Raw genomic sequence first — 26,401 nt, 5'->3', positions numbered from 1 at the left:
ATGAACCATTTACAAGAAAAAACTTTGAGTTTAGCAGTTTCGGGATTGTCTGAAACTGTTTTTTTGTTCTAAAAAAATGATGCTAATTAGTACTTTCATACATAAAAAAGGTGTTAATGAGTTTACTCATTAACACCACAAAATAAATCATTTACTTAAAACCAAAAATAACGTGAAGTAGGTGTGAAGTGGAGATTAAAAAGTTGGCTTCCTAGTTCTTCACCGTCTGCTTGTCCGTTCTCAGGCATTTTTGTTTCAATTCGAATATCTTTGCCATTAAAATGCAAAACAGATTTAAAACGAGTATGGCGTCCACCTAACATCATTAAGACGAAGAGAAAAGCAATTTTTATAATAGGAATTTTTGAAACAATAATAACATCAATTAAGCCATTAGTAGGTTTTGCCATAGGGGCAATATTTACTCCACCACCAAAAAAAGGATGGTTCGTTGTTGTGACTAAAAAGGCTTTGTCTAAATAATGTGATTGTCCATCTACGTCTATTACAATGGGGAAATTAGGTTGGTGAAAATAAGCTTTTATTAATGAAGATAAATAGGCGAGAGAACCTAGGTTGTATTTGTTTAGCCAAGCTTTGGAGGTGGAATGATTAGTTAATTTTACGATTAAAGCATCAAATCCTAAACCAATATTGTTCACAAAATAGCCTGTTTTTCCAGTGTTTTCTTCTGAAAATTCAATAACATCTATGCTTCGGAATGTTTCTGCATTTAGCAACTGTTCCAAGGCTTTTAAAGGTTTTCTAGAGATACCAACTCCCCGAGCGAAATCATTACCAGAGCCAGCCGGAATGTAGCCTATTGGCAAATTTTGGTACGTTTCACCTAAACCTTGGATGGCTTCATGCAAAGTGCCATCGCCCCCAATGACAACAAGTCGTTCATCAATATTAATTTTTTTTGCTATTTTTTCAACAAGTTCAATTGTTTCACCAGCAAATGTACTGGTGTATTTTTGATAAGAAATTTCTTTTTTTTCCATAATTGGTAGTATTTTATGCCAGATTTTCAGGCCATTTCCACTACCGGAATGTTCATTAACAATAAAATGATAGATGATCTTTTTCAATTTTTTTTCCCCTGATTCTTTCTATAATAAAGTAAGTATAGCCGAAAATAGCGTAGAAGAAAAGGAAAGATAGTTAGCCATTTGAAAACTATGACAAAATTGTAAGCTGAGAAGGGGCATCTGTAAGCTCAACCACAGGCTAGCTAAAAAGCAATATGCTAAGATAGATTAAGTAAAATAAAGGTTTAAAAATAAGTAGTATAAAAATAGAAATTACAGGAAAAGTGGAGGAATTTAAATGAATGAATCAGTAGTAAGTATTAAAGATGTTCGAAAGGTTTATGGTAAGAAAAATGAAAATCAATTTGAAGCATTAAAAGGCTTGTCTTTTGAAATTGAAAAAGGTGAATTTGTAGGGATTATGGGACCTTCTGGATCAGGGAAAACAACGCTATTAAATGTGTTAGCAACGCTAGATACTGCAACATCTGGAACCATTAAAATTGCAGGGAAAGACATTACACATTTGAATTCAGATCAGTTATCTGATTTTAGAGCAGCGCAGTTAGGATTTATTTTCCAAGATTTTAATTTATTAGAAAATTTAACTATGTATGAAAATATTGCCTTGCCATTATCACTACAAGATGTGCCTTCAAAAAAAATTATGCCAAAAGTAGAAAAAATCGCAAAAACTTTGGACATCACTAGGATTTTAAATAGTTATCCAACAGAAGTATCTGGTGGACAAAAACAGCGTGTAGCAGCAGCTCGTGCTTTAGTTCATGAACCTGCCATATTATTAGGAGATGAACCAACTGGAGCCCTTGATTCTAAAAATGCGAAAAGTTTATTAGAGTCAATGAAAGGATTGAATGAAGAGCAAGCTGTGACGATTCTTTTAGTTACTCATGATGCGTACAGTGCTAGTTACTGTAAACGAATTTTATTTATTCAAGATGGAGTTATTTTTAAAGAGCTTAAACGTAAAGAAAGTCGTGAAGAATTTTATCATGAAATACTAGATGTATTAGCAGACTTTGGCACAGATGAGTAGAATAGGAGTTGAACGAATTTGTTATTAAAATTATCACTATCAGGTATTAAAAGTAAGTTAAAAGATTACATTGTTTTATTAGTCGGTTTAGTTATGTCTAGTTCCATTTTTTATATGTTTCAAACATTGTCGATGAATAAAGATTTCTTAAAGAATAATTCGATGCTCAGTGCCATTGCATTTGTCTTTCTGGCTGGTTCGGTCTTATTAGGAATAATTACGATAGTCTATATTCTTTATGCCAATTCATTTTTACTTTCTTTGAGGCAAAAAGAATATGGAATGTATATGATGTTAGGAGCTAAAAAGAAAAAAATTGGGAAAATGATGTTCATTGAAACCTTGATTGTTGGAATCGTGTCATTAGTTATCGGGATTATTGTTGGAATTGGTTTATCTCAAGTCGTTGGGCACTTATTGATGCAACAATTAGAGTTTTCTTCTCCTGATTATACCCCTTTTTATATACCAGCGATGAATGTTACGGCTATCTTTTTTTTCATCCTATTTGCTTTAGCAGCAATCGTAAATGTATTTAAATTGGCCCGCTTCTCCACATTAGAACTAATCAATGGTGAAAAGCAAGCAGATCATATTGTTATTCGTAAAAATAAAATAATGATTCAATCGTTTGTAGCGTTTATTTTATTACTAATAGGCTATATTTCAATGATTAATATTCTTAGATTTCAAATGTTGGGAATATTTGTTGCATTAGTTACGATTACAGGAGGAACTTTTTTATTCTTTCAAACATTTTTACCGTATTTTGTTCAACTATTAAAAAATAATCGACGTATTAGCGAAAAGAAAATTAATATCTTTACTTTTTCACAATTGAGTTTTAGGGTCAACGACTTAACACGAGTCTTGGCCATGGTAGCAATGTTAATCGCCTTAGCTGTAGGGTCAATTGCTGTTGGAATTGGTTTTAAAAACAATAGTGAATTAATGGTGGAAAAAGCAGCAGCATATGATGTTGTTATTCATAATCCAACAGAGAAAGAAGACAAAGTTTTGGATAAAATGGACTTTGCTAAGAAAGTAAATTATCACTATAAATCTGATGGAACTATGCAGTATTTTATTAAAGAAGAATTAAATGAAAATCCTTTATTTATGGCAGAAAATGGAGTTTTAAAAGCAAACGAAGAAAAATTTAGAAAAGTAGAAACTCCGCTTGAAACTGGAACGATAATTAAGGTAGAAGAACAATATAATGATGAGTGGGCTAGTGCCTTTGCGCAAATTAGAGAAGAGCGAATTGAGTATGGTCAAGATTTGCCAATAAAAATCGTTTCTAGAGATGAATTTAAACAATTATCTGGAGAAGAGCATACTGTTTTGGTTGGAAATACAACTGGCTTTTTTGATTATTTACCTCAATTAAAAAAATTAAACGAACTTGAAAAAAACCGTGAACCAAAACAAGAATATTTATCGAGTCGTTACGAGTCATACAGTACATGGAACATTTTCTCAAGTGGAACTGTTTTTATGGGGTTATTTTTAGGCTTTGCTTTCCTAGCTATGATGGCAAGTTGTTTAATGTTTAAAGTTTTATCAGGAGCTTCAAATGATATTAAACGTTATGAGATGTTAAGCAAGATTGGTGTTCGTCGTAGTCTTTTAAGTCGTTCGATATATGTCGAAATGTTCTTGATTTTTGCCTTTCCAGCAGTGATTGGAATAATCCATGTATTAATTGGAATGCAAATGTTTAAGGGTTTCTTATTAGCGCCTTATTATAAAATATGGATACCTTTTGCTATCTTTGCGGTAATTTATGCAAGTTACTACCTAATTACGGTCTACTTGTATAAAGGGATTGTCTTAGAAAAAGAAAAAAAATAAAATTAAACGAAAAACTAAAAAGCTGATTGCAAATGAAATCAGCTTTTTAGTTTTTTTTGACCTTAAATACAGAAAAAAGCCATCTGATTCGTGGCAGATGGCTAAAAAGGGTGGGGTCCAAATTGTTTCTTTTGGAATAAGTAAAGTATAGCAAATGAATATAAAGAAAATGAGTGTATTTGTGTAAAATAAAAGTAAAGGAAGACTAAAAAAGTATGTGAAAATAAAAGTTTGTAAAGTGCTAGCGTTCAATGATAGAATAGTCTAGGAATTAAATTGTACAAAGTAAGGGGAACAGAAAATAGTGAAGAAAAAATTGATGTCACATCGACATTCTATGAAGGTAGTAGATGTCTTACATGTTTTAGTAGGGGCTTTTTTTATTGCTATTGCGGTAAATGGGTTCTTTTTGCCAAATCAAATCGTTTCAGGTGGAGTTAGTGGGTTAAGTGTGGTGTTAAATTATCAATTTGGTTGGCAACCCTCACTGATTTTATTGGCTGTTAACGTGCCTTTATTAATCTTATGTTTTTTGACTCTGGGTGTATCAGCGGGGTTGAAAACTATTTTAGGAAGTTTGATTTTGCCATTTTATGTTGAATTAACTAGTACGATGAAGCCAGTTACAGAAAATCCATTATTAGCTGCCGTTTTTGGTGGCATTGTGGTGGGGATTGGAATTGGAATTGTTTTTAAAGGGAAAGCCTCAACAGGTGGAACTGGAATTATCGCTTTAGTGATTCATAAGTATTTGCGTTTACCAAAAGGAACTTCTGTAGCTTTAATTGATGGTTTAATTGTTTTTTCGGCCTTTTTAGTATTTGACGTCGACATTGTGATGTACTCATTGATGTCTCTCTTTATTATTAGTCGTGTCATTGATTTGGTTCAAGTTGGTTTTAATCGCTCAAAAAATGTTTTAGTGATATCAGAATCAGTCTTACTGATTAAGGAACAAATATTAACTGAATTAGATCGTGGGGTAACCAATATCTCTATTCGTGGTGGCTATGGCAATCAAGAACAAGAAATGTTAATGTGCGTCATCCCTGAGCGTGAATTTAATCAATTAAAAGAAGCTGTTCTTGAAATTGATGCGAATGCATTTGTTGTCGTAATGAGTGCTAGTGAAGTTATGGGTCGTGGTTTCAGTTTATTGCGAGAACAATAAAAGAGTTGGAATTGCTTATTTTTATTGACAAATAAGCGTTAGTCTCCTATAATTTAGACACAAGTAAAAGGTCATGCTGTTTTATTTTGTTTGCTTAAAGAAAGATCTTCCTAGGCTGAAAGAAGATTAGAAACAATAAAATTAGTGCTCCCTATTTATTAACTTATAGTAGAAATACTATCGCTTCTCGCGTTATCGAGACTTAAGAGGTAATGAATTCAGCCAGAAGAATCATTGCAAACAAGGTGGTACCGCGATTTTTCGTCCTTGTATTGCAGTGTTTTTCTGGTTTTTTTGTTTTTGAATGAAAGTATAGCTAGTAAAAAAGAATGATTGGAAGGTTGTTGAAAATGAAAAAATTATCAAGTGCTGAAGTTCGTCAAATGTATATAGACTTCTTTGCATCAAAAGGCCATAAAATTGAACCGAGTGCTTCATTGGTTCCTGTTGAAGATCCAACATTACTATGGATTAACTCAGGCGTAGCAACATTGAAAAAATATTTTGATGGAACGATTATTCCTGAAAACCCAAGAATTGTGAATGCTCAAAAGAGTATTCGGACGAATGATATTGAAAATGTTGGGAAAACAGCTCGTCACCATACATTATTTGAAATGTTAGGAAATTTTTCAATTGGTGATTATTTTAAAGAAGATGCTATTACTTGGGCTTGGGAGTTATTAACGAGTCCCGAATGGTTTGATATGGAGCCTGAAAAATTATATATGACGGTTAATCCAAATGATGAAAAAGCGAAAGAAATTTGGTTGTCATTAGGAATTCCAGAGGATCATATTATTCCTTTAGAAGAGAATTTTTGGGATATTGGTGCTGGTCCAAGTGGTCCAAATACTGAAATATTTTATGATCGTGGTCCAGAATATAATGATGTTGCAGAGGATGATCCTGAAAACTTCCCAGGTGGAGAAAATGAACGTTATTTAGAAATATGGAATGTTGTGTTTTCTGAATTCAATCACAATCCTGATGATACCTTTACACCTTTACCTAAGAAAAATATTGATACGGGTATGGGGTTAGAACGAATGGTGTCTATTATTCAGGATGCGCCAACTAATTTTGAAACTGATTTATTTTTACCGATTATCGAAGCTGTTGAAAAATTAAGTGGTACAGTAAAATATGGTGCAAATCAAACAACAGATATCTCATTCAAAGTTATTGCAGACCACGTTCGTGCTGTTAGCTTTGCAATTGGAGATGGAGCATTGCCATCAAATGAAGGACGTGGTTATGTCTTACGCCGTCTTTTACGTCGCGCTGTCATGCATGGCAAGAAATTAGGTATTCATAAAGCTTTTATGTACCAACTAGTTCCAGTTGTTGGCGAGATTATGAGTAGTTATTATCCAGAAATTCTAGAGCAAAAAGAGTTTATTGAAAAAGTAATCCGGACAGAAGAAGAACGATTCCATGAAACAATCAATGATGGATTAACTATTTTAAATAATTTAGTTAAAGAATTGAAAGAAGCTGGAAAAGAAGAAATTGAAGGCAAAGATATCTTTAAACTATACGATACCTATGGCTTCCCTGTTGAGTTAACAGAAGAATATGCTGAAGATGAAGGTTTAAAAGTAGACCATGCTGGTTTTGAAGCTGAAATGGAAATGCAAAGAAATCGTGCGCGTTCAGCTCGTAGCGATGAAAAATCAATGAATGTTCAAACAGGCTTATTAGCAGATATTAAAATAGACAGCGAATTTATTGGCTATGATAAAACAGATGCTGTTGGAACTTTAGAGCTAATTGTTGCAGAAGATGCATTAGTGGATAGTGTTAAAACTGGTTCAGAAGCACAGTTAATCTTCAATCAAACACCATTTTATGCTGAAATGGGAGGACAAGTTGCAGATACCGGTGTCATAAAAAATAAAGATGGCGAAACGGTTGCTAAAGTGACAAGTGTGAAAAAAGCACCAAGTGGTCAACCCTTACATTTTGTTGATGTTTTAGCTGAATTGAAGCTAGGTGAAGAATATGAATTAGTTGTTGATCAAGTAGCGCGTCGTAAAATTACGCGCAATCATACTGCTACGCATTTATTACACCGTGCTTTAAAAGATATCCTTGGTGATCATGCCAATCAAGCTGGATCTCTTGTAGCACCACATTATTTACGTTTTGATTTCACTCATTTCGGTCAAATTACTGCCAAAGAATTAGTTGAAATGGAACGTATTGTGAATGAAAAAATTTGGGCTTCGCTACCAGTTGTCACAGTTGAAACTGGAATTAATGAAGCCAAAGAAATGGGTGCAATGGCTTTATTTGGAGAAAAATATGGTGAGATGGTCCGCGTTGTCAATGTGGATGGTTACTCGATTGAATTATGTGGTGGTGTCCATGTCTCAAATACAAGTGAAATAGGTATCTTTAAGATTCTTTCTGAATCAGGTATTGGAGCCGGTGTGCGCCGTATTGAAGCTGTGACTAGTGAAGAAGCATATCTAGCTTTATTTGAAGAGCAAACACGTTTAAATGAAGTGGCAGCGTTAGTTAAGGCACCACAAACCAAAGAAGTTCCGACTAAAGTTAGTCAATTACTAATGGAGTTAAAAGAAGTTCAAAAAGAAAATGAATCTTTACAAGCTAAATTAGCAAATGAACAAGCAGGAGAAGTATTCAAAGAAATCCAAGATGTTTCTGGTGTTTCAGTGGTTACAGCTCAAGTTGAAGTCAAAGATATGAATGGTTTGCGACAATTAGCAGATCAGTGGAAGCAAAATAATATTTCCGATGTCCTTGTATTAGGATCAGTTCAGGACGGAAAAGTCAGCTTATTAGCAGCTGTTAGTGAAGAAACAATTAAAAAAGGCTTAAAAGCCGGAGATTTAATCAAAGAAATCGCTCCACTAGTTGGTGGCGGTGGTGGCGGACGCCCCGATATGGCTCAAGCCGGTGGGAAAAAACCAGCTGGTCTAGCGGATGCTTTAGCTAGTGTTAATCAATGGGTTGAGGCTAAAATTTAAAAAAATGGCGAAACTAAAAGCAACTTGATTACTTATCAAGTTGCTTTTTAGTTTCGCGTAAATTAGATGTGAATAAATAACCAAATAAATAGTCGGAACTATTCTATAAATAGCCTTAAAAACTAATGATTTTAATGAAATTACTGAAATAAAAGAAAAATTTAAAAAATCAGGTAAGAATAGACATTGTAGTTTGTTCCAATTTCTTGTAGAATAATAAGTAGAATCAAGAAAAATGAGGTGGAAAGTATGAGTTCAATAGATGAAACAGTTCGTTTTAATTTTGGTGAAAGCCATGAGAAAAATGTCAAGGAAACACTAACACTAGTGTACGATGCCTTAGAAGAGAAGGGGTACAACCCAATTAATCAAATTGTTGGCTACTTGCTTTCTGGAGATCCTGCCTATATTCCCCGTCATAATGATGCTCGTAATTTAATTAGACGTCATGAACGAGATGAAATTGTAGAAGAATTAGTAAAGACCTATTTGAAAGAGAGTGGACGAACATTTAAATGAGAACCATGGGGTTAGACGTTGGATCTAGAACTGTCGGTATTGCCATAAGTGATCCTTTTGGTTGGACAGCGCAAGGTATTGAAACGATAAGAATTAATGAAGATGAAGAAAATTATGGGATCTCTAGAGTCATGGAATTAGTTCAAGAGTATGAGGTTTCAAAATTTGTAGTAGGATTACCTAAGAATATGGATAATTCAATTGGACCAAGAGCAGAGGCTTCTATGCGTTATGCTGAGTTGCTAAAAAAACAAATTGATTTACCTGTTATTTTTCAAGATGAACGATTGACCACGGTTCAAGCCGAAAGAATGTTAATTGAACAAGCAAATACTTCTCGTGAAAAACGCAAGAAAGTTATTGATAAAGTTGCAGCTGTGATGATTCTGCAAAACTATCTAGATGGGAATCCGAACTAGCTTTTTTGAAGAAGATGCTGTAAAATAAAGCTGAACCCATATATATAAAGGAGTGTTGAATATGTCACACGATCACAACCACGATGATGAACACCATGACCACGAACATATTACGATTATTGATGAGAATGGAAATGAAGAGTTATATGAAATCTTATTTACTTTTGATTCTGATGATTACGGTAAATCTTATGTTTTAGTCTATCCAGCAGGAATTCCTGAGGGAGAAGAAATCGAATTACAAGCATTTTCATATGTTGAGCAAGAAAATGGTGACCAAGGAGATTTAAAACCAATTGAAACCGATGAAGAGTGGGACATGATTGAAGAAGTTTTAAATACTTTCATGGCTGACGAAGACGGCGAATAAACGTTATAAAAAGCAACGATTTTGATAATCGTTGCTTTTTTAGTTTGCTTTAGGAAAAAGTGAAGTCAAGTTATTAATAATTTCTTAAAAAACAAAAATAAAGCTAGGATAGTCACTAGAAATAGGATAAAATAATAGCGGTTCAATTATAAAAAATAAATCGTTTTTTTGCATATAGTATTTAATAGAACCGTTATGAGAACTACTATTGATTCGGTTTTATAGTTAAAATTTTCAATATATTTGGAAAAAATTGACTTTAATGTAAAAAATAACTAGTTAAGCAATAATTCTTCAAAATTCTTCACTTTTTAGTTCTCATTAATATCATTATCATGTATAATGATTGAAGTTAGTTAAGAAATTAAAGGAAAAGATAGAGTTTGTTTCCTTAATTTGTAGTTAGGAGGGTCTTTTCTTGGGAAATAATAATGAGAATCAGTCAGAAAAGCAAGAAAAATTGGTGGCTGAATCACACTCAAGGATGCTAGAAAGAGAAAAAGAATCAAAGGTAGTGAAAAAAATCGTACTTAGTATCATTTCAGTCCTGCTAGTTTTAGTTGTTATACTGGGATTTGTGGGGTATAGATATGTTTCAACATCATTAGAACCGTTGGATCCTAAGAGCGAAAAAAAAATATCTGTCGAAGTTCCAATTGGTTCAACTTCAAAAGAAATTGCAAAAATTTTAGAAGACAAAAATATTATCAAGAGTGCACTAGTCTTTAACTATTACGTCAAGACAAACAATGCTGCCGATTTTTTAGCAGGTTTTTATCAACTTTCACCATCAATGACGTTAGATGAACTGATTACAGAACTACAAAAGGGTGGGAGTACAGATCCATCTAAGACTATTTTGATAAAAGAAGGTTACACCTTGGATCAAATTGCGGATTCAATAGCAAAATCAACTAAATTTAAAGCAGATGAGGTTATGGCATTAGTCCAAAACCAAGCATTTTTAGATCAAATGCATAAAAAATATCCAAAATTATTAGATAGTGCCATGAGTGCTGAAAATGTTAAGTATCGACTTGAAGGATATTTATTCCCAGCGGTCTATGATTTTTCTGCAAAAATGACCCTAGATGAAATTATTGAAAAGATGATCAGTAAAACAAATGAAGTACTCTATCCATTTTATGGAACGATTAACGCACAAGGAAAAACAGTACAACAAGTTATGACAGTAGCTTCTTTATTAGAAAAAGAAGGAGTTAGCTACGAAGATAGAACAAAGATTGCAAGTGTATTCTATAATCGGATTGCAGAAGATATGCCTTTGCAAACAGATATCAGTGTTTTGTATGCATTAGGGGAGCATAAAGAATTTATTTCTATTAAAGAAACAGAGGTTGAATCTCCTTATAATTTATACGTCAATAAAGGGTTTGGACCAGGACCATTTAATAGTCCAAGTTTAGAAGCAATTAAAGCTGCTTTAAATCCAGTAGATTCTAGTTATCTATTCTTCTTAGCGGATACAGATACTGGTAAAGTATATTTTGCAGACACCTATGAAGAGCATCTAGAACTGAAAGAAAAATATATCGATAGTAAATTAGAGAAATAAATAACGAGTTAATTGAGTAGTCTAAAAATAAAAGCATTGAGTCAAAATGACTCAATGCTTTTCATAAGGAAAGAGGAAATAGTTGTTATGGGAAAAAATAAACCAATCGTAATTGGAGTTACTGGTGGTTCTGGTAGTGGGAAAACAAGTGTAAGTCGAGCGATTTTTAATCAATTTTCTGGTCATTCGATTTTGTTGTTAGAGCAAGATTTTTACTATAAGGATCAAAGTCAATTAGACTTTACAGAGCGATTAAAAACAAACTATGACCATCCGTTTGCTTTTGATACTGACTTAATGATCCAACATGTTTTGGATTTAATTGCCTATAAGTCAATTGAAAAACCGGTTTATGATTATGCTGCCCATACGAGAAGTGACCAAATTGTTTTGCAAGAGCCGAAAGAAGTCATCATTATTGAAGGAATATTGATTTTAGAAGATAGTCGCTTGCGTGAATTGATGGATATAAAATTATATGTTGATACAGATGATGATATTCGCATCATTCGTCGGATTAAGCGAGATATGGAAGAAAGAGGGCGTACTCTGGATTCTGTTATTGATCAATATTTAAGTGTGGTAAAACCAATGTATCATCAATTTATTGAACCAACAAAAAAATATGCAGATTTGATTATTCCAGAAGGTGGACAGAATCAAGTTGCTATTGATTTGATGACAACAAAAATTAGTTCGATTTTGAACAATCAATAAGAAAATAAAAAAATTAAGCATGTTGTTGTTTACAATTGACCAACTTCATGGTATCTTTGCACTATTAAAAAATAAATTAGTACGCTTTCAAAAATAAATGGAAGTATTGCATTATCTGTAACTATACAGATGAATTGAAGAAGGAGAGTTAATTAATCATGGTAGAAAAAGTTTATCCAATGACATTAGAAGGAAAAGAAAAATTAGAAAAAGAATTAGAAGAACTAATTACAGTAAAAAGAAAAGAAATTGTTGAACGTATTAAAATTGCTAGAAGTTTTGGGGACTTATCTGAGAATTCAGAATATGAGTCAGCTAAAGACGAGCAAGCATTCGTAGAAGGTCGAATTACATCAATTGAAAACATGATTCGCCTTTCGCAAATAATTGATAGTAATAATGATAAGAACACAGTGTCGTTAGGTCACACTGTTACATTTATAGAATTGCCAGATGGTGAAGAAGAAGTGTACACAATTGTAGGAAGCGCTGAAGCGGATCCATTTTCTGGTAAAATTTCAAATGATTCGCCAATTGCGAAGGCTTTGCTTGGTAAAAGTATCAATGACAAAGTTTTAATTGCGACTCCAGGCGGAAATATGGAAGTCAAGATTGTTAAAATAGCTTAAGCACCTTCTGCTGTTACCTTTGAAAAGAAAATTAATGAAGCGAAGCTGCTCAACAGGGGCAGCTTTTGTTTTGCTATGGTTCTTGTTGATTTGTCATGGTTCTAGTTGCTTTAGCAACTTAGAAACATGATACACATCCATCAAAGATGGACTGTGTTCCTTTTATGAAAACACAGTATGCATCGGCCAGAAAGGGGCGATGTAATCCGGAAATTTTCGTTTCTTAGGTAATAACTAAATATCAGACTATAGTCGTAGATTAACTTCATGCTTTAGCACACTGTTTAATAACAGAAAAATGACTATACTAGAGATAGAATAAGAAGTAAAGGAGAGAGGATATGAATAATAAATGGAAATTATTTATCCTTGCCGAGTGTTTATTGCTAATCGGTTTAGTTTATCAGATTTTTAGCGCAGTGCCGTTATTAATAGCGTTCATTTTAGGTGCTGGTTTATTTGCTTGGAGTCTTAAAAATAAATTTCAAAAAAAACGATCAAATAGTTTTTGGATTGTTCTTGGCAGTTTATTAATGATTTTTGTTCTTCTATCTTCCAGTGCTTTTTGGGCGATTATTATTATAGGTGTTGTTTTCTTCATCGGTAATGGTAGCGATATGTTTACCAATATGAAATCGAATGATTTTTCTAAGGCACCTTGGAAAAATAAAGAGATGATCATTGTTGAAACATCTGGAGCTGTTAAAAAAAATAATAAACGCATGAAACGACCTTGGATAGGAAATGAACGAATTGGAAATTCTGTTTATGAATGGGATGATATCAACTTTTCAATTTTTGCTGGTGATACAATTATCGATTTAGGTAACACCTTACTACCAAAGGATGAGAGTTATGTAGTTATTCGTAAAGGGTTTGGCAAGACGCGTATATTAGTTCCTGTTGGTGTTGGAATTATGATTGAGCACAGTGCTATTTCAGGTAAAATTAAGTTTGAAGGTGAGTTTTTCTCACTTAAAAATGAATCTGTTAAGTTATACAGTGAGCAGTATGAAGAAAGTACACGTAAAATTAAAATTATAACAAATATCTTAATTGGTGACTTAGAGGTGATTGGAATATGAAAAAAGCTTCAAACCAAAAGCTATTTCTTTCAGTCTCCTTTTTTTCTTTTATCATTATGTTATTAATTTCAATTGCTTATGGCTCTGCAATTTCAAAAAATGCTTGGTACATTGATTTAATCTCATTAAAAATTTTGTACATTCCTTTTTTAGTATATTTGGTTGCTTTTTCTTTGATTATTGGTTTAGCCGTTTCAATGGTTATTTATTTCATCAATCAAAAGAAGTTTGAGCAAATTGAGAATGAATTACAGTCTTTAGCCGAGGGAAATTATGAAAGTTTTATTTTTGAACAAAGAAAAGTTGACTTAGAGAATACAACTGTTTATCAGGAAGATATTGAAAAACATATCTTAGTTGTTAGAGATAAGTTGTTGGAATTGTCTAAAGAGGTTCAAATCAATGGAAATCAGCCGAAATTAGTCGATGGTGAGACCAAAGAAGAGATTTTAACCCAAGAGCGTCATCGCTTAGCAAGAGAGCTTCATGACTCTGTTAGCCAGCAATTATTCGCTGCCATGATGTTACTGTCTGCATTGAACGAACAAGCATCGGTTAATACAAACGAACTCTTTCAAAAGCAATTAAAAATGGTAGAAAGTATCATTAATGAATCTCAATCGGAAATGCGTGCTTTACTATTGCACTTACGTCCGATTAGTTTAGAAGGTAAGACCTTAAGAAAAGGAATTGAACAATTATTAATTGAATTAAAATCAAAAGTTCAGATTTTGCTAAAGTGGGAAGTTGATGATATTTATTTACCCAATGGAGTTGAAGACCATTTATTTAGAATCGTACAGGAGTTGCTCTCTAATACGTTACGGCATTCAAAAGCTAAAGAGCTTGAAGTTTATTTGAAACAAATAGACCAATCAGTGCTTTTAAAAGTAATTGATGATGGTGTTGGTTTTGACACAAGCGAAACTAAAGCTGGTAACTATGGGTTACAAAATATTAAAGAACGTGTTTCAGGAATGGGTGGAACATGCAAATTTATTAGTTTTCCTGGCAAAGGCACGAGTATCGAAATTAAAATACCAATAATAAAGGGGAGTGAATTGAATGATTAAAGTATTATTGATTGATGATCACGAGATGGTTAGATTAGGTGTTTCTGCCTATTTATCTATTCAAGAGGACATTGAAGTCATTGGTGAAGCTGAAAACGGTCAAATTGGATATGAGAAAGCTTTAGAGCTAAGACCAGATGTTATTATGATGGACTTAGTTATGGATGTTATGGACGGAATTGAGTCAACGAAGGCAATCTTAAAGGACTGGCCAGAAGCTAGAATTATTATTGTGACTAGTTTTATTGATGACGAAAAAGTCTATCCAGCTTTAGAGGCAGGAGCATCAAGTTATATGTTGAAAACATCAACGGCAGGAGAAATTGCCAATGCGATTCGTTCTACATATGCGGGAGAATCGATTTTGGAACCTGAAGTGACTGGCAAAATGATGGAACGCTTTACTAAAAAGAAAGAACCTGTATTGCATGATGATTTAACCAATCGTGAACAAGAAATTTTACTGTTAATTGCTCAAGGAAATTCCAATCAAGAAATTGCGGACCAATTATTTATTACTTTAAAAACGGTTAAAACACACGTATCTAATATATTAGCTAAATTAGATGTTGAGGATCGCACACAAGCAGCTATCTATGCATTCAAACATCATTTAATTGAATGATTCATAGAACAAGACAAAGGATGATTCTATTTTTGTTTCGTTCTTTTTTTGTTATACTGAAGTAGATTAAGTTTTCAGTCAAAAAATAATGAAAAGTGAAAGCAGAAGGTGTAAAAAATGAAAAAGAACTTTGCGATTATTGGCTTAGGAAGATTTGGCGGGAGTATTTGCCGAACTTTGATTGAGGCAGGACAAGATGTTTTAGTTATCGATTCTAGTGAAGATCGGGTCAATGAATTTATGAATATTGCGACCCATGCAGTAGTAGCTAACGCTCAAGATGAGAGTGTTTTACGTTCATTAGGTATACGTAATTTTGACCATGTTGTTGTGGCAATTGGTGAAGATATCCAGGCAAGTATTTTAGCTACTTTAATGATTAAAGAAATGGGTGTGCCTTTTGTTACGGCAAAAGCTCAAAATGAATATCATGGGCAAGTGCTAGAAAAAGTTGGAGCTGACCATGTTGTCCATCCTGAAAGGGATATGGGAATTAGAATTGGGCATCATCTCGTTTCAAAGAATGTTGTCGATTATTTAGAACTATCTGATAAATACTCACTAGTTGAGTTAAAGGTAACCAATTCTAAATTTTATAATAAATCTTTGGCTGATCTGGATTTTAGAGCGAAATTTGGACTGACTGTTATTGGAATGCGTCGTGGGCAAGAAATGATTATTTCACCTACAGCGGACGAAAAGATTCAAGAAAATGATACGTTGATGTTAGTTGGCGCGGTAGATGATTTAGATCGTTTAGAAGCTAAAATGCCTTAGTAAAATACAAAACTGTATTTAAAATTTATCAATGATTACTAGTGAAGCAAGATTTTTCTTTTAATTTAAATGTAAGAGTGCATTTCACAAACAGAAGAATGTGGTTTTTAATTTATTTGTGCTAAAATAGAGAAGTGAACATATTAAGGTCAATTTGACTGACTAACTTGTTGAATGAAAAGTTAGAATGTGAAATGTGAAGGGAGGAATCACAGAGAATTAATTTCTGTGAGTATAAATAGATGAAAATTGAAATTACAGAACGCGCAAAAAAATGGTTTGTAGATGAAGTTGGTGTTTCAAGCGGGGATGCTGTTCGTTTTTTTGGTAAATACGGTGGATCTAGTCCAATTCAAACAGGTTTTTCTTTAGGTATAGATTTAACAGAACCCCAAACACCGCTAGGAAAAATTGAATTAGATGGTGTAACTTATTTTGTTGAGGAAGCAGATGAGTGGTATTTCAGAGGTCATAATTTAAAAGTAGATTATAATGAACAAGTTGACGAACCAAGTTATGAGTATGTTCAATAAGTAAAAAAATAAAAAAGAGCACCTTTAGGTTTTGGAAAAACTAAAGGTGTTCTTTTTCTATAAGTTCAAAAGAGCTAGAACAAAAAGGTTTTATAATTCCTAAAAACTAAATTGGGTCTTAATTTAGTTCGTTCTCTTTTATGGACTAAATAAAAACCATTTAAGCATTTGCTTAAATGGTTTTTTAATGAATTTACACAGGCATAATAATTGGTAAAATCATAGGGTGACGTTCAGTTTTTTCAAACAAGAACGGTTGAAGACTCCCAATAACGGTTTCTTTAATTAACTGTTCAGTCAAGTTCTCGTCAGAGCTAGTTGTTTCTCTTAACGCTCTAAAAATGACACGTTGTGCTTCATTAATTAAATCACCAGATTCACGCATATAGATGAAACCTCGTGATAAAATATCTGGACCAGCTAAAATATCTTTTGTTTTGTAGTCAATAGTTACAACAACGACAACAAGACCTTCTTCAGAGAGGATACGGCGATCGCGAAGAACGACATTTCCAATATCTCCAATCCCTTTTCCATCAACATAAACATCGCCAGCATTAAAATGACCAGCCATTCGAGCTGATTCAGCTGTTAAAGCTAAAACATCACCATTTGCTAGAATAAAAGAATTTTCACTAGGAATACCCACTTGTTTTGCTAATGTAGTATGAATTTTTTGCATTCTGAACTCACCATGAACAGGCACAAAATATTTTGGTTTCATTAAACGTAACATCAATTTTTGTTCTTGTTGACCACCATGACCAGAAGTATGGATGTTGTTAACTTTCCCATGAATAACTTCAGCACCAGCTTCAGAGAGTAAATTGATTACACGATTTACACTAGTTGTGTTACCAGGAATTGGTGAACTAGAAAAGACAACTGTATCACCAGGTTGAATTGAAATTTGTCTATGCGTTCCATTTGCAATTCGGCTTAATGCCGCCATTGGCTCACCTTGAGAACCTGTACAAAGAATCGTGACTTCACTAGCAGGTAGGCGATTAAGTTCTTGTGCATCCACAAAAGTATCTTCAGGAGCAGTAATATAACCTAATTGTCGACCTGTTACCATAGCTGCTTCCATGCTTCGTCCGAAAACAGCTATTTTACGGCCTGTTCGAACAGCAGCATTTGCAACTTGTTGAAGACGAGAAATATTTGAAGCAAATGTTGCAAATATAATCCGTCCTTCAACTTTTTGAAAAATACTTGTAATCGATTCGCCAACAATCTGTTCTGACTTAGTAAAGTTTGGTACTTCAGCATTTGTACTATCAGATAGTAAAGCTAAAACACCTTCATCACCAATTTTTGCCATGCGGTGTAAATTAGCAGGTTCGCCAACTGGTGTGAAATCAAATTTGAAATCACCAGTTAAGACAATATTTCCAGGTGGTGTTTTGACAACAACACCTAAAGCATCTGGAATACTATGAGTTGTTCTAAAGAAACTTACACTTGTTTTACGGAATTTGATTACAGTATCTTCGCCAATTTGGTTTAATTCTGCATCACGTAAAAGACCATGTTCATCTAATTTATTACGGATTAAAGCGAGTGCTAAAGGACCAGCATAAATCGGAATATTTACTTGTTTTAATAGAAATGGAATACCACCAATATGATCTTCATGACCATGAGTAATAACTAAGGCTTTAACCTTATTAATATTTTGAACGATATAGCTGTAATCAGGAATGACATAGTCAATTCCTAACAAGTCGTCTTCAGGAAACTTAATACCGGCATCCACGATGATAATTTCATCTTGAAATTGAACGCCATAGGTATTTTTACCAATTTCCCCTAACCCCCCGATACCAAAGACAGCAGCTTCATTATTTTTTATAGTTGGTTTCATGGATTAAAACTCCGTAATTTCGAATTCAGGACTTTGTTGTTCATAAGCTAAATGTTTGCCTTCAACTGGTTGAACAAATTCAATATTATAAGGGGTATTTTCTTCAACTAGCTTACGTGCTTGAACGGCATCCTCTGTTTCGACATATAAAGCTTTTGTATCCTCACGTTTTGGATTGCGTCCTTTTGTTTCTTGATAAGTGATTTTAAAAATCATAGTTTTCTCTCCTTTATAAGTTACTGCAAAAGCAGTGATTTTATTTAATGAACGTTTATACTTACCAATGGAGTTGTTTTTTTACAGCCAATAGTTGGAACTTGTGAATAGCGATAAGACGATACAATGAAAACAAGAAAGAAAATTTAGTCATAAAAAATAAAGGTGACTAGCACCATTATTAAAATTATAGGCTAACCAAGAACAAGATGATCTGTTTTACATCACCAAGTTACTCAGTTAAATGAAACCAAATAGAGTTCTGTTTCATTGTAAATGTAGGTAGTAACACTATTAAAAGAGTAGAATAACGACAAAGTTGTCAGTTTGTCGACTCTTTCTTCAATTCCGAACGATGGTTGTGGTAAAATCACAACATTGTATGATTATTTTAACATAATTTGCTTAGTAAGTATAGAAAGTAAATCGTATAATTTGAATCCAAGTATAAATGATTGTTATTTAATATAAATTAGAGCCAATAATAACAAAAAATGAACGAATAATGAAAAAAATGAATAAGATTCAGTAAAGTGCTGACTTTTTATTATTATTTATGGTATAGTCTATTTATCGAACTTTTTCGGCTTAGACCCAAGCTGAAAGAGTTCCTTATTATGTGTTATACAAAGGAGATGATTTGTTGAAATTAATGTGGAATTATACAAAAAAATATAAGAAGTTGGTCTTCTTAAATTTTATTTGTGTATTTGGTTTTATTTTGATTGAGTTAGGGTTACCAACTATTTTAGCTCAAATGATTGACAAGGGAATTGCACAAAATGATTTTGAAGTAGTAAAACGATATGGGGTACTCATGCTCGTGATTTGTTTAATTGGTTTAGTAGCGCTGATATTCTTAGCCTACTGCGGAAGTAAGATCACCACAGGAATTGTTCGAGATATCCGGGACGATCTTTTTGAAAAAACACAATCATTCTCACATAGAGAGTACGATCAATTTGGCGTTTCTTCATTAGTTACGAGAACGACAAATGACGCTTTTCAAGTGATGCAATTTATGCAAATGATTCTAAGAATGGGAATGATGACCCCTTTAATGTTCATCTCAAGCTTTATTATGATTATTCGAACGAGTCCTTCTTTATCAGGCGTGGTATTTATTGCCGTACCATTCTTATTGGTAGGAGTCCTAATTATTGGGAAGAAATCGGAACCTTTATCTGAAAAGCAACAAGCTAATTTAGATGCAATTAATTTAAATTTGCGAGAAAATTTAACGGGATTACGTGTTATCCGCGCTTTTGTTAATGAGAAGTTTCAAGAATCTAGATTTAGTAAAGTAAATGGAAATTATACAGCTGTATCGAAAAAACTATTTAAGTTAATGGCATTTGCCCAACCAGGATTTTCACTAATTTTTAACTTATTGTTTGCTTGTATTCTTTGGCTGGGAACGATTCAAATTAGTCAGAATAATTTGCAAGTTGGACAACTAATTGCATTTATTGAATATATTTTTCATGCACTGTTCTCATTTATGTTATTTGCAAATGTCTTTATGATGTATCCAAGAGCTGCCGTTTCTGCTAACAGGATTCAAGAGGTTTTAGATACAGAGGCAGTAATTACAGAAAACGAAGATGGTGTAACTGAAACAGAAACACATGGCTATTTAACTTTTGAAAATGTAACGTTTGCTTATCCTGGAAATACTGAAACGCCTGTCATCCGTGATGTAAGTTTTAGTTCGAAACCTGGTGAAACGATTGCCTTTATTGGAAGTACAGGTAGTGGGAAATCAACTCTTATCCAGTTAATTCCACGTTTCTATGATGTGACAAGAGGCCGGATTTTATTAGATGGTGTTGATGTTCGTGATTATAAATTAAGTGCATTACGCCAAAAAATTGGTTTTATTCCTCAAAAGGCGCTTTTATTTACAGGAACGATTGCTGAAAATATGCGTTATGGAAAGTGGAATGCAACAACTAAGGAATTGGAAGAAGCATCTGATATTGCTCAAGCAAAAGAGTTTATTTCTCTTAAACCGAAGCAGTTTGATGAGTTACTAGCAGAAGGTGGAAGCAACATGTCTGGTGGACAAAAACAACGTTTGTCAATTGCCAGAGCGATTGTTAAAAAACCTGATGTTTATATTTTTGATGATAGTTTCTCAGCATTAGATTATCAAACAGATGCTAATTTACGTGCTCGTTTGCGAGATGAAACTTTAGATGCAACAGTCCTAATAGTTGCGCAACGTGTGGGGACAATTATGCATGCAGATAAAATATTAGTGTTAAATGAGGGTGAAGTAGTTGGTAGTGGTACCCATCAAGAATTGTTGAAGACTTGTGATGTTTATTATGATATAGCTTCTTCCCAGTTATCGAAGGAGGAATTAGCATGAGAAATTCACTTGGATCGATTAAACGGATAGGTTCATATATTAAACCTTATAAAATTGGTTTTATTGTAGCGCTACTTTTAACGGTTATCTGTATGTTTGCCAATGCTCTTCAACCATTTATTATGGGCCTTATTTTGACAGAGGTGGGCCATAATGTTGCGGATATTGCCAATGGTGTTGCAGGAGCAGCGATTAATTTTCCATATGTAATAGAAATTATTATATATATGTTGATTATTGCATTGGTTTATCAAATTACAATGTACGCATCTGCTTGGTTAATGACAAATGTGGTGCAAAATACAATGCGTGATTTAAGAGCAGACATAGATAATAAAATTAATCGTCTGCCAGTTTCATATTTTGACAAAAATCAACAAGGGAATATCTTAAGTCGAGTAACAAATGATGTTGATGCTATCAGTAATGCGATGCAACAAAGCTTGATTCAAATTGTTAATTCTGTTTTGGGAATTGTATTTGCTGTTGGTATGATGTTAGTTCTTTCAATACCATTGGCTCTAATTTTAATTGTTACCATTCCTGTATCTATTTTGATTTCTAAATTTGTCGTAAATAAATCGCAACCTTATTTTAAAGGACAACAAAAATCTTTAGGTGAACTGAATGGATATGTTCAAGAGAGTTTTAGTGGATTTTCTGTAATCAAATTATATGGAAAAGAAGCTGATACATTGAAAGAATTTAAAGAAATCAATCATCGTTTAGCTAGTTTTGGCTTTAAAGCAGCATTTATTTCTGGTATTATGATGCCTTTAGTTGGGTTAGTTTCCAATCTTGGCTATATTGGAGTAGCTGTTTTTGGTGGATATGCAGTTATTCAAGGAACTCTAACTTTAGGTAATTTGCAAGCTTTCACACAGTATGTTTGGCAAATAAACCAACCGATTTCACAAATTACTCAACTTTCTGGGGTTTTACAAAGTGCAGCAGCTGCAACAGGTCGAGTATTTGAAATTTTAGATGAGCCTGAAGAGAAACCAGATCAAGTCCAACGTCCACTTCCTGAAAAAGTTGAAGGAAATGTGAGTTTTGAACATGTGCAATTTGGTTATAATAAGAGCAATCCTTTAATTAAAGACTTAAATGTCGAAGTGAAAAGTGGTCAAACAGTCGCAATTGTTGGACCAACTGGAGCTGGGAAGACAACTTTAATTAATTTATTGATGCGCTTTTACGATGTTGATCAAGGAGCAATAAAAATAGATGGCATTGATACAAAAGAGATGTCTCGCGCTGATGTGCGTTCACAATTTGGGATGGTGTTACAGGACGCGTGGTTATACAATGCAAGTATTTCGGATAATATTCGTTTTGGTAAATTAGATGCGACTGAGTATGAAGTGGTTGATGCTGCAAAAACAGCCAATGTTGATCATTTTATCCGTACATTGCCAAATGGATATGATATGATTTTAAATCAAGAAGCGTCAAATATTTCATTGGGACAAAAACAGCTATTAACTATTGCTCGTGCGGTAATTTCAAATCCTAAAATTCTTATTTTAGATGAAGCGACAAGTTCAGTTGATACTCGTTTAGAAGCTTTAATTCAAAAAGCTATGAAACGAGTGATGGAGGGTCGTACAAGTTTTGTCATTGCTCATAGATTGTCGACAATTCGCGATGCTGATTTAATTTTAGTGATGGATCAAGGCGAGATTATTGAACAAGGAACACATGAAAGTTTATTAGCTAAAGGCGGATTTTATGAGAAATTGTATAATAGCCAATTTAGTGAAGAAGCTGAATAAAAAAATTCTAGTCAGAGACAGTTATTCTGTTTCTGACTTTTTTTGTATCTTGTTTAGTTTTAAGAATGGGCAATTTAATTGAAATTAGCGTATACTAGGAGTAGTTATTGTGAAGGAGGAGTTCAAATGGAAACATCTGAATGGATAAAAAATGAGTTGAGAAAACTAGCAGTAGATGAAAAAAGTACTTTTATAGTGAATGAAACACTTGCTTATATAGATGAAATAAAATCGGATAATGAAAGTTTACAGATTGCCTTAGAAGGGGAGCTGTGGAGTCCTAAAAAATGGAATGAAAAGCCGAAGCCTTAATTAGAAAAAGAAGTTTTGCGCTTTCAGTAAAAAACAGGTAAAATAGATTGTGCAGGAAAAAAATAGAATTAGGTGGAGAATACATGCAAAAAAAAATGATTTTTTTTGATATTGATGGTACCTTACTAACAGATGAAAAAAAAGTATTGCCGAGCACAAAAGAAGCACTGAAACAATTGAAAAAAAATGGACATGAAGTTGCAATTGCAACAGGTCGAAATTTATTTTTAGCTCGTGATGTAATTGAAGAATTAGACTTCGAAAATTATATTGTCTGTAATGGAGCTGCAGGCTATTTTCAACATGAGCTTGTTTATGAAAATACCTTGAATGCAGCTGAATATCAACGTTTAATTCAAGTAGCAGATCAAAATAGACATCAATTAGTTTACCAATCACCAGAATTATTGCGGAGAAGAGATGCAGAGGCAGATTTTATGATGTCAGAGGCAATGCGCAGTATTGATTTTGGTGTTCCTGAATATGATCGGGACTTCTATCAAAACAATACATTGTATCAAAGTTTAATTTTTTATGGTACAGATGATCATGCACTTTATGAAAGTGGTCAATTTCCACAATTCCGCTTTGTAAGATGGCATGATTTTGGTGTTGATATTTTACCTCACGATGGATCTAAGGCGAATACAGCCTTAAAAATGGCCCAATCAAAAGGGATTGCTGTTGAAGATACAATGGCTTTTGGCGATGGTTTAAATGATTTAGAACTATTAACAAAAGTGGGAGTTGGTGTCGCAATGGGAAATGCTTTTGAAGAAGTAAAATTGCGTGCGAATAAAGTGACTAAAAACAATAATGAAGATGGAATTGCTCTTGCACTAGAAGAGCTAAATCTGATATAATTACGATTGTTCGATAAGTTAATTCTTGTCGAATGATGGGGGCATAGCTCAGCTGGGAGAGCGTTTGGCTGGCAGCCAAAAGGTCAGGGGTTCGATCCCCCTTGTTTCCATTATAGATTTTAATAAGGAGTTAGAAAAGCTTTCGTGAAGCTGTTTACGAGTCTTTTCTAACTCTTTTTTAACAGGTTGTTTATTTTGTTGGGTTTTTGACTAGTTAGTAAATGATTGAATTGCATAGAAACTCACCCACTTAACTCTCTTTAATTTTGTTTGTCGAGTAATTGTTAGGTATAATGACTATAGACAATAAATTAGCTATCCTATATAAGAACGGATACCAAAGCTTTATAAAGGCAACCAAATTTTACTTGAGGGAGGTCCATAGCATGTCAACTAATTTTATTATTTGGTTAGTTAGCACAATTATAATAACGATTATTGTGGGAGTAATCATTTTTAAAAAGTTAAAAAAATAAAATTATAAGTGCTGTTACTTTTTAAAATAGATTATATTTTATAAAGAGACTTGGAATCAATCTGTAAAGATTGTTGTCTATGTCTTTTTTATTTTCTTATAAAATAGGGTACAGACTATAAAACTCAACAGTGGTTTACTTAAAATAAATCTTCTATTTTTATATGCTTAAAAATATCCAACTTATTCGGCATGATTTTTGAGGCTAACATAGTATTCCCAAATTTCAAATCCGAGCTCATCATGAATTTCGGAGGCACTTAAATTCCATAAGTAATGCTGAAGCTCGGTTAAACTAAGTTTATGATCTTCAAATAATTTAATTAGTCTCATTAATTATAAAATGCTCCCTTCTTATTTATACCTTTATTAATACATGATACGAACATACGTTCCTTTTGTCAAGTCATTTAATTAGACAATTAATTTTAAAAAAATTAATGTAAATTCTAGTAACCTAAAAGTTACTTGGTTTAAAATTTGATAAAAGTCTAACTTTGACATTATCATTTATTATCGTTACAATAAAGAGGTACCAAATATTATTGATGGGAGAGTTTTATTTATGACAATTTTACTAGAAGTTGAAAAAAGAGAAGTAAGACCTCGCTCTATTAAGAAGAGGTTACGACAAGAAGGACGAATACCTGCAGATGTTTATGGTTATAAAACAGAAAATATCGCAATCTCAATTGATGAGAAAATTTTACAAAAAGCGTTGAGAAAAAATGGTCAAAATGCAGTTTACACAATTGATATTGACGGAAAAAAAATGAATGTTCTATTAATGGAAGAACAGACTGATGCTTTAAGCGGAAAATGGATTTACGTAGATTTTGTGTCCGTAGATATGAAAGAGCTTACAGAAGTTGAGGCCCAAATCGTGTTGATTAACGATGCTGTAGGAGTAAAACAAGGTGGAATGTTAAATCAAACTTTATATTCTACGTTAGTATCTGCAACACCAGATAAATTACCTGAAACAATTGAAGTTGATGTTTCTAAGTTAGAAATTGGACAGTCAATTACAATTGGAGACCTAAAAGAAAATAAAGATTATACAATATTAGCTGATAAAGAAGAACAGATTGCTGCTGTTGAAGAACGTGTAATAGCGCCTGAACCAGAAGCTGAAGAAACAACTACTGCAGAATAAAAAGAAAGCCGTAAGACCAGTACATTGGTTTTACGGCTTTTTTTGATTGCTTTGGTCTTTTAATGAGGTGATTTCTAAAAAAGGTTCAAAATAGATTTGATGATTGGACACAATAATTCCATCAGCATATTGAACTTTATACTGTTCCAAAGCTTCAATTAAAAAATCTTCAGTAACTTCTAAATATTCAGCTGTTTCAAATAAGCTGTTGCAACCAAATTTTTTAGCTCGAACTAGTTCTATTAATGGTACTAAAAGTTCATGAGCATAACGTCGAGCCACAAGTTCTTGCTTTCTATTTTCGGTAACCTGTTGGTCAAGAATATTCCCAACATTTTTAATGCCATGTCCATATTCTTCAGCAAGAATACATTTTTTTTCGATTTCACTTTGAGTTTCTTCAATTAGAATAGTTCCATTACTAAAAAATCCATAGCTACCAGTTTGCTCAATCAAAGGAACTTCATAAACTGAAAATTCTTCGGAAACATAATTTAAGAGTTGCTCATAATTCAAAATGAATCACCTTCAATCCTTTTGTTCTTTTTGACTAATAATAAAATCGATGTAGTGGTTGATATTTTCTATATCTTCCTTAGATAGCTTTTTGTTTGTATTTGCCATATGAGCTGCAACTGTATTAATTTGATCAAAATTTAGTTTGTTTTCTTCAGATGGAAATCCATACATTAAAGTTTCGATATCAACATTAAAAATCTCACTCATGATAGCTAAATCTTTAGCTAGAGGAGTATTTGCTCCGCTAATCCACTTAGAAACAGCACTTTCACTTTTCCCTAGTAATTCCCCTAAATGTTTTCTGGTCATTTTCTGTTGCTGTAAAAAATAATCAATCATTTCTCCCACAATTAACTGTTTTTTCATAGAAGTATCCTCTTTCTATTATGATAGGTTAAGTATAACTTAAACT

At 33.2% G+C, this 26,401-nt stretch carries 25 protein-coding genes and 1 tRNA gene; 21 read left to right on the top strand and 5 right to left on the bottom strand.

What is annotated here, in order from left to right; all coding sequences use genetic code 11:
• Nucleotides 1-155 precede the first annotated feature (155 nt).
• Entirely contained in the window at nucleotides 156-1,091 is a 936-nt protein-coding gene (locus BR77_RS04485) for a diacylglycerol/lipid kinase family protein (RefSeq protein ID WP_010050576.1), read from the bottom strand.
• Nucleotides 1,092-1,329: 238 nt separating this feature from the next.
• Between BR77_RS04485 and BR77_RS04480 the strand changes: the two genes are divergently transcribed.
• From BR77_RS04480 to BR77_RS04410, 15 genes are all read left to right on the top strand, one after another.
• Nucleotides 1,330-2,088 (top strand): ABC transporter ATP-binding protein, encoded by a 759-nt coding sequence (locus BR77_RS04480; protein ID WP_015076111.1) that lies wholly within the window; start codon nucleotides 1,330-1,332, stop codon nucleotides 2,086-2,088.
• An 18-nt stretch (nucleotides 2,089-2,106) separates the two neighbouring features.
• Complete coding sequence (locus BR77_RS04475) at nucleotides 2,107-3,942, top strand: ABC transporter permease (protein ID WP_016356406.1); 1,836 nt, start codon at nucleotides 2,107-2,109, stop codon at nucleotides 3,940-3,942.
• 337 nt (nucleotides 3,943-4,279) lie between these two features.
• Entirely contained in the window at nucleotides 4,280-5,113 is an 834-nt protein-coding gene (locus BR77_RS04470) for a YitT family protein (RefSeq protein ID WP_257613192.1), read from the top strand.
• Between the two features lie 350 nt (nucleotides 5,114-5,463).
• Nucleotides 5,464-8,109, top strand: coding sequence for an alanine--tRNA ligase (alaS, locus tag BR77_RS04465; RefSeq protein WP_015076115.1), 2,646 nt, complete (start codon nucleotides 5,464-5,466; stop codon nucleotides 8,107-8,109).
• Between the two features lie 249 nt (nucleotides 8,110-8,358).
• Nucleotides 8,359-8,628, top strand: coding sequence for an IreB family regulatory phosphoprotein (locus BR77_RS04460; RefSeq protein WP_010050586.1), 270 nt, complete (start codon nucleotides 8,359-8,361; stop codon nucleotides 8,626-8,628).
• A complete protein-coding gene (ruvX, locus tag BR77_RS04455; protein ID WP_010050587.1) occupies nucleotides 8,625-9,047 on the top strand; it encodes a Holliday junction resolvase RuvX in 423 nt (140 codons plus the stop codon). The genes BR77_RS04460 and ruvX overlap by 4 nt, the downstream gene beginning before the upstream one ends.
• 61 nt (nucleotides 9,048-9,108) lie before the next feature.
• Complete coding sequence (locus BR77_RS04450; protein WP_010050588.1) at nucleotides 9,109-9,417, top strand: DUF1292 domain-containing protein; 309 nt, start codon at nucleotides 9,109-9,111, stop codon at nucleotides 9,415-9,417.
• Nucleotides 9,418-9,835: 418 nt separating this feature from the next.
• Nucleotides 9,836-10,993 carry an endolytic transglycosylase MltG gene (mltG, locus tag BR77_RS04445; protein WP_010050589.1) on the top strand — a complete coding sequence of 386 codons (1,158 nt, stop codon included), beginning with the start codon at nucleotides 9,836-9,838 and terminating at the stop codon, nucleotides 10,991-10,993.
• 87 nt (nucleotides 10,994-11,080) lie between these two features.
• On the top strand, nucleotides 11,081-11,710 hold the full coding sequence (gene udk / locus BR77_RS04440; protein WP_010050590.1) for a uridine kinase: 630 nt from the start codon (nucleotides 11,081-11,083) through the stop codon (nucleotides 11,708-11,710).
• Nucleotides 11,711-11,868: 158 nt separating this feature from the next.
• Nucleotides 11,869-12,339 carry a transcription elongation factor GreA gene (gene greA / locus BR77_RS04435; protein ID WP_010050592.1) on the top strand — a complete coding sequence of 157 codons (471 nt, stop codon included), beginning with the start codon at nucleotides 11,869-11,871 and terminating at the stop codon, nucleotides 12,337-12,339.
• Between the two features lie 341 nt (nucleotides 12,340-12,680).
• A complete protein-coding gene (liaF, locus tag BR77_RS04430; RefSeq protein WP_010050594.1) occupies nucleotides 12,681-13,424 on the top strand; it encodes a cell wall-active antibiotics response protein LiaF in 744 nt (247 codons plus the stop codon).
• Complete coding sequence (locus BR77_RS04425) at nucleotides 13,421-14,497, top strand: sensor histidine kinase (protein ID WP_010050597.1); 1,077 nt, start codon at nucleotides 13,421-13,423, stop codon at nucleotides 14,495-14,497. Before liaF ends, BR77_RS04425 begins: the two co-directional genes overlap by 4 nt.
• Complete coding sequence (locus tag BR77_RS04420; protein WP_010050600.1) at nucleotides 14,490-15,122, top strand: response regulator; 633 nt, start codon at nucleotides 14,490-14,492, stop codon at nucleotides 15,120-15,122. Before BR77_RS04425 ends, BR77_RS04420 begins: the two co-directional genes overlap by 8 nt.
• Nucleotides 15,123-15,239: 117 nt before the next feature.
• Nucleotides 15,240-15,899 (top strand): potassium channel family protein, encoded by a 660-nt coding sequence (locus tag BR77_RS04415; RefSeq protein ID WP_010050601.1) that lies wholly within the window; start codon nucleotides 15,240-15,242, stop codon nucleotides 15,897-15,899.
• Between the two features lie 242 nt (nucleotides 15,900-16,141).
• Nucleotides 16,142-16,432, top strand: coding sequence for a HesB/YadR/YfhF family protein (locus tag BR77_RS04410; protein WP_010050602.1), 291 nt, complete (start codon nucleotides 16,142-16,144; stop codon nucleotides 16,430-16,432).
• 193 nt (nucleotides 16,433-16,625) lie between these two features.
• Here the strand turns inward: BR77_RS04410 and rnjA are convergent, their stop codons facing one another.
• Together rnjA and BR77_RS04400 are read right to left on the bottom strand one after the other, a co-directional pair.
• The gene (gene rnjA, locus BR77_RS04405) at nucleotides 16,626-18,299 is read right to left on the bottom strand and encodes a ribonuclease J1 (RefSeq protein ID WP_015076121.1); all 1,674 of its coding nucleotides are present in this window, start codon (nucleotides 18,297-18,299) and stop codon (nucleotides 16,626-16,628) included.
• Between the two features lie 3 nt (nucleotides 18,300-18,302).
• Nucleotides 18,303-18,515 carry a DNA-directed RNA polymerase subunit epsilon gene (locus BR77_RS04400; RefSeq protein WP_010050604.1) on the bottom strand — a complete coding sequence of 71 codons (213 nt, stop codon included), beginning with the start codon at nucleotides 18,513-18,515 and terminating at the stop codon, nucleotides 18,303-18,305.
• A gap of 643 nt (nucleotides 18,516-19,158) precedes the next feature.
• Here BR77_RS04400 and BR77_RS04395 point away from each other — a divergent pair.
• From BR77_RS04395 to BR77_RS04370, 6 genes are all read left to right on the top strand, one after another.
• Nucleotides 19,159-20,889: an ABC transporter ATP-binding protein gene (locus BR77_RS04395; protein WP_015076122.1), complete on the top strand. Its 1,731-nt coding sequence runs from the start codon at nucleotides 19,159-19,161 to the stop codon at nucleotides 20,887-20,889.
• Entirely contained in the window at nucleotides 20,886-22,664 is a 1,779-nt protein-coding gene (locus BR77_RS04390; protein ID WP_015076123.1) for an ABC transporter ATP-binding protein, read from the top strand. The genes BR77_RS04395 and BR77_RS04390 overlap by 4 nt, the downstream gene beginning before the upstream one ends.
• Before the next feature lie 126 nt (nucleotides 22,665-22,790).
• The gene (locus BR77_RS04385) at nucleotides 22,791-22,976 is read left to right on the top strand and encodes a hypothetical protein (RefSeq protein ID WP_010050609.1); all 186 of its coding nucleotides are present in this window, start codon (nucleotides 22,791-22,793) and stop codon (nucleotides 22,974-22,976) included.
• Nucleotides 22,977-23,059: 83 nt separating this feature from the next.
• Complete coding sequence (locus tag BR77_RS04380; RefSeq protein ID WP_015076125.1) at nucleotides 23,060-23,839, top strand: Cof-type HAD-IIB family hydrolase; 780 nt, start codon at nucleotides 23,060-23,062, stop codon at nucleotides 23,837-23,839.
• 37 nt (nucleotides 23,840-23,876) lie between these two features.
• Nucleotides 23,877-23,949, top strand: a tRNA-Ala gene (locus BR77_RS04375).
• Between the two features lie 930 nt (nucleotides 23,950-24,879).
• Complete coding sequence (locus BR77_RS04370) at nucleotides 24,880-25,470, top strand: 50S ribosomal protein L25/general stress protein Ctc (protein WP_015076127.1); 591 nt, start codon at nucleotides 24,880-24,882, stop codon at nucleotides 25,468-25,470.
• Nucleotides 25,471-25,500: 30 nt separating this feature from the next.
• Here the strand turns inward: BR77_RS04370 and BR77_RS04365 are convergent, their stop codons facing one another.
• Both BR77_RS04365 and BR77_RS04360 read right to left on the bottom strand, forming a co-directional pair.
• Nucleotides 25,501-25,986, bottom strand: a complete 486-nt coding sequence (locus tag BR77_RS04365; RefSeq protein ID WP_010050614.1) for an ImmA/IrrE family metallo-endopeptidase — start codon at nucleotides 25,984-25,986, stop codon at nucleotides 25,501-25,503.
• A 12-nt stretch (nucleotides 25,987-25,998) separates the two neighbouring features.
• Nucleotides 25,999-26,355 (bottom strand): helix-turn-helix domain-containing protein, encoded by a 357-nt coding sequence (locus BR77_RS04360; RefSeq protein ID WP_010050615.1) that lies wholly within the window; start codon nucleotides 26,353-26,355, stop codon nucleotides 25,999-26,001.
• Nucleotides 26,356-26,401 lie beyond the last annotated feature (46 nt).

This window comes from Carnobacterium maltaromaticum DSM 20342 (assembly GCF_000744945.1).
In the GTDB taxonomy this organism is placed as follows: Bacteria; Bacillota; Bacilli; order Lactobacillales; family Carnobacteriaceae; genus Carnobacterium; species Carnobacterium maltaromaticum.
The sequence above is the reverse complement of the archived record's forward strand: the minus strand, read 5'-3'. Positions and strand labels throughout refer to the sequence as shown.

Excerpts from the sequence above, each read along its gene's own strand:
- BR77_RS04480 (WP_015076111.1), top strand. The coding sequence starts at position 1,330 with ATGAATGAATCAGTAGTAAGTATTAAAGATGTTCGAAAGGTTTATGGT.
- BR77_RS04470 (WP_257613192.1), top strand. The coding sequence starts at position 4,280 with ATGAAGGTAGTAGATGTCTTACATGTTTTAGTAGGGGCTTTTTTTATT.
- alaS (WP_015076115.1), top strand. The coding sequence starts at position 5,464 with ATGAAAAAATTATCAAGTGCTGAAGTTCGTCAAATGTATATAGACTTC.
- BR77_RS04460 (WP_010050586.1), top strand. The coding sequence starts at position 8,359 with ATGAGTTCAATAGATGAAACAGTTCGTTTTAATTTTGGTGAAAGCCAT.
- ruvX (WP_010050587.1), top strand. The coding sequence starts at position 8,625 with ATGAGAACCATGGGGTTAGACGTTGGATCTAGAACTGTCGGTATTGCC.
- BR77_RS04450 (WP_010050588.1), top strand. The coding sequence starts at position 9,109 with ATGTCACACGATCACAACCACGATGATGAACACCATGACCACGAACAT.
- udk (WP_010050590.1), top strand. The coding sequence starts at position 11,081 with ATGGGAAAAAATAAACCAATCGTAATTGGAGTTACTGGTGGTTCTGGT.
- greA (WP_010050592.1), top strand. The coding sequence starts at position 11,869 with ATGGTAGAAAAAGTTTATCCAATGACATTAGAAGGAAAAGAAAAATTA.
- liaF (WP_010050594.1), top strand. The coding sequence starts at position 12,681 with ATGAATAATAAATGGAAATTATTTATCCTTGCCGAGTGTTTATTGCTA.
- BR77_RS04425 (WP_010050597.1), top strand. The coding sequence starts at position 13,421 with ATGAAAAAAGCTTCAAACCAAAAGCTATTTCTTTCAGTCTCCTTTTTT.
- BR77_RS04420 (WP_010050600.1), top strand. The coding sequence starts at position 14,490 with ATGATTAAAGTATTATTGATTGATGATCACGAGATGGTTAGATTAGGT.
- BR77_RS04415 (WP_010050601.1), top strand. The coding sequence starts at position 15,240 with ATGAAAAAGAACTTTGCGATTATTGGCTTAGGAAGATTTGGCGGGAGT.
- BR77_RS04410 (WP_010050602.1), top strand. The coding sequence starts at position 16,142 with ATGAAAATTGAAATTACAGAACGCGCAAAAAAATGGTTTGTAGATGAA.
- rnjA (WP_015076121.1), bottom strand. The coding sequence starts at position 18,299 with ATGAAACCAACTATAAAAAATAATGAAGCTGCTGTCTTTGGTATCGGG.
- BR77_RS04400 (WP_010050604.1), bottom strand. The coding sequence starts at position 18,515 with ATGATTTTTAAAATCACTTATCAAGAAACAAAAGGACGCAATCCAAAA.
- BR77_RS04390 (WP_015076123.1), top strand. The coding sequence starts at position 20,886 with ATGAGAAATTCACTTGGATCGATTAAACGGATAGGTTCATATATTAAA.
- BR77_RS04385 (WP_010050609.1), top strand. The coding sequence starts at position 22,791 with ATGGAAACATCTGAATGGATAAAAAATGAGTTGAGAAAACTAGCAGTA.
- BR77_RS04380 (WP_015076125.1), top strand. The coding sequence starts at position 23,060 with ATGCAAAAAAAAATGATTTTTTTTGATATTGATGGTACCTTACTAACA.
- BR77_RS04370 (WP_015076127.1), top strand. The coding sequence starts at position 24,880 with ATGACAATTTTACTAGAAGTTGAAAAAAGAGAAGTAAGACCTCGCTCT.
- BR77_RS04360 (WP_010050615.1), bottom strand. The coding sequence starts at position 26,355 with ATGAAAAAACAGTTAATTGTGGGAGAAATGATTGATTATTTTTTACAG.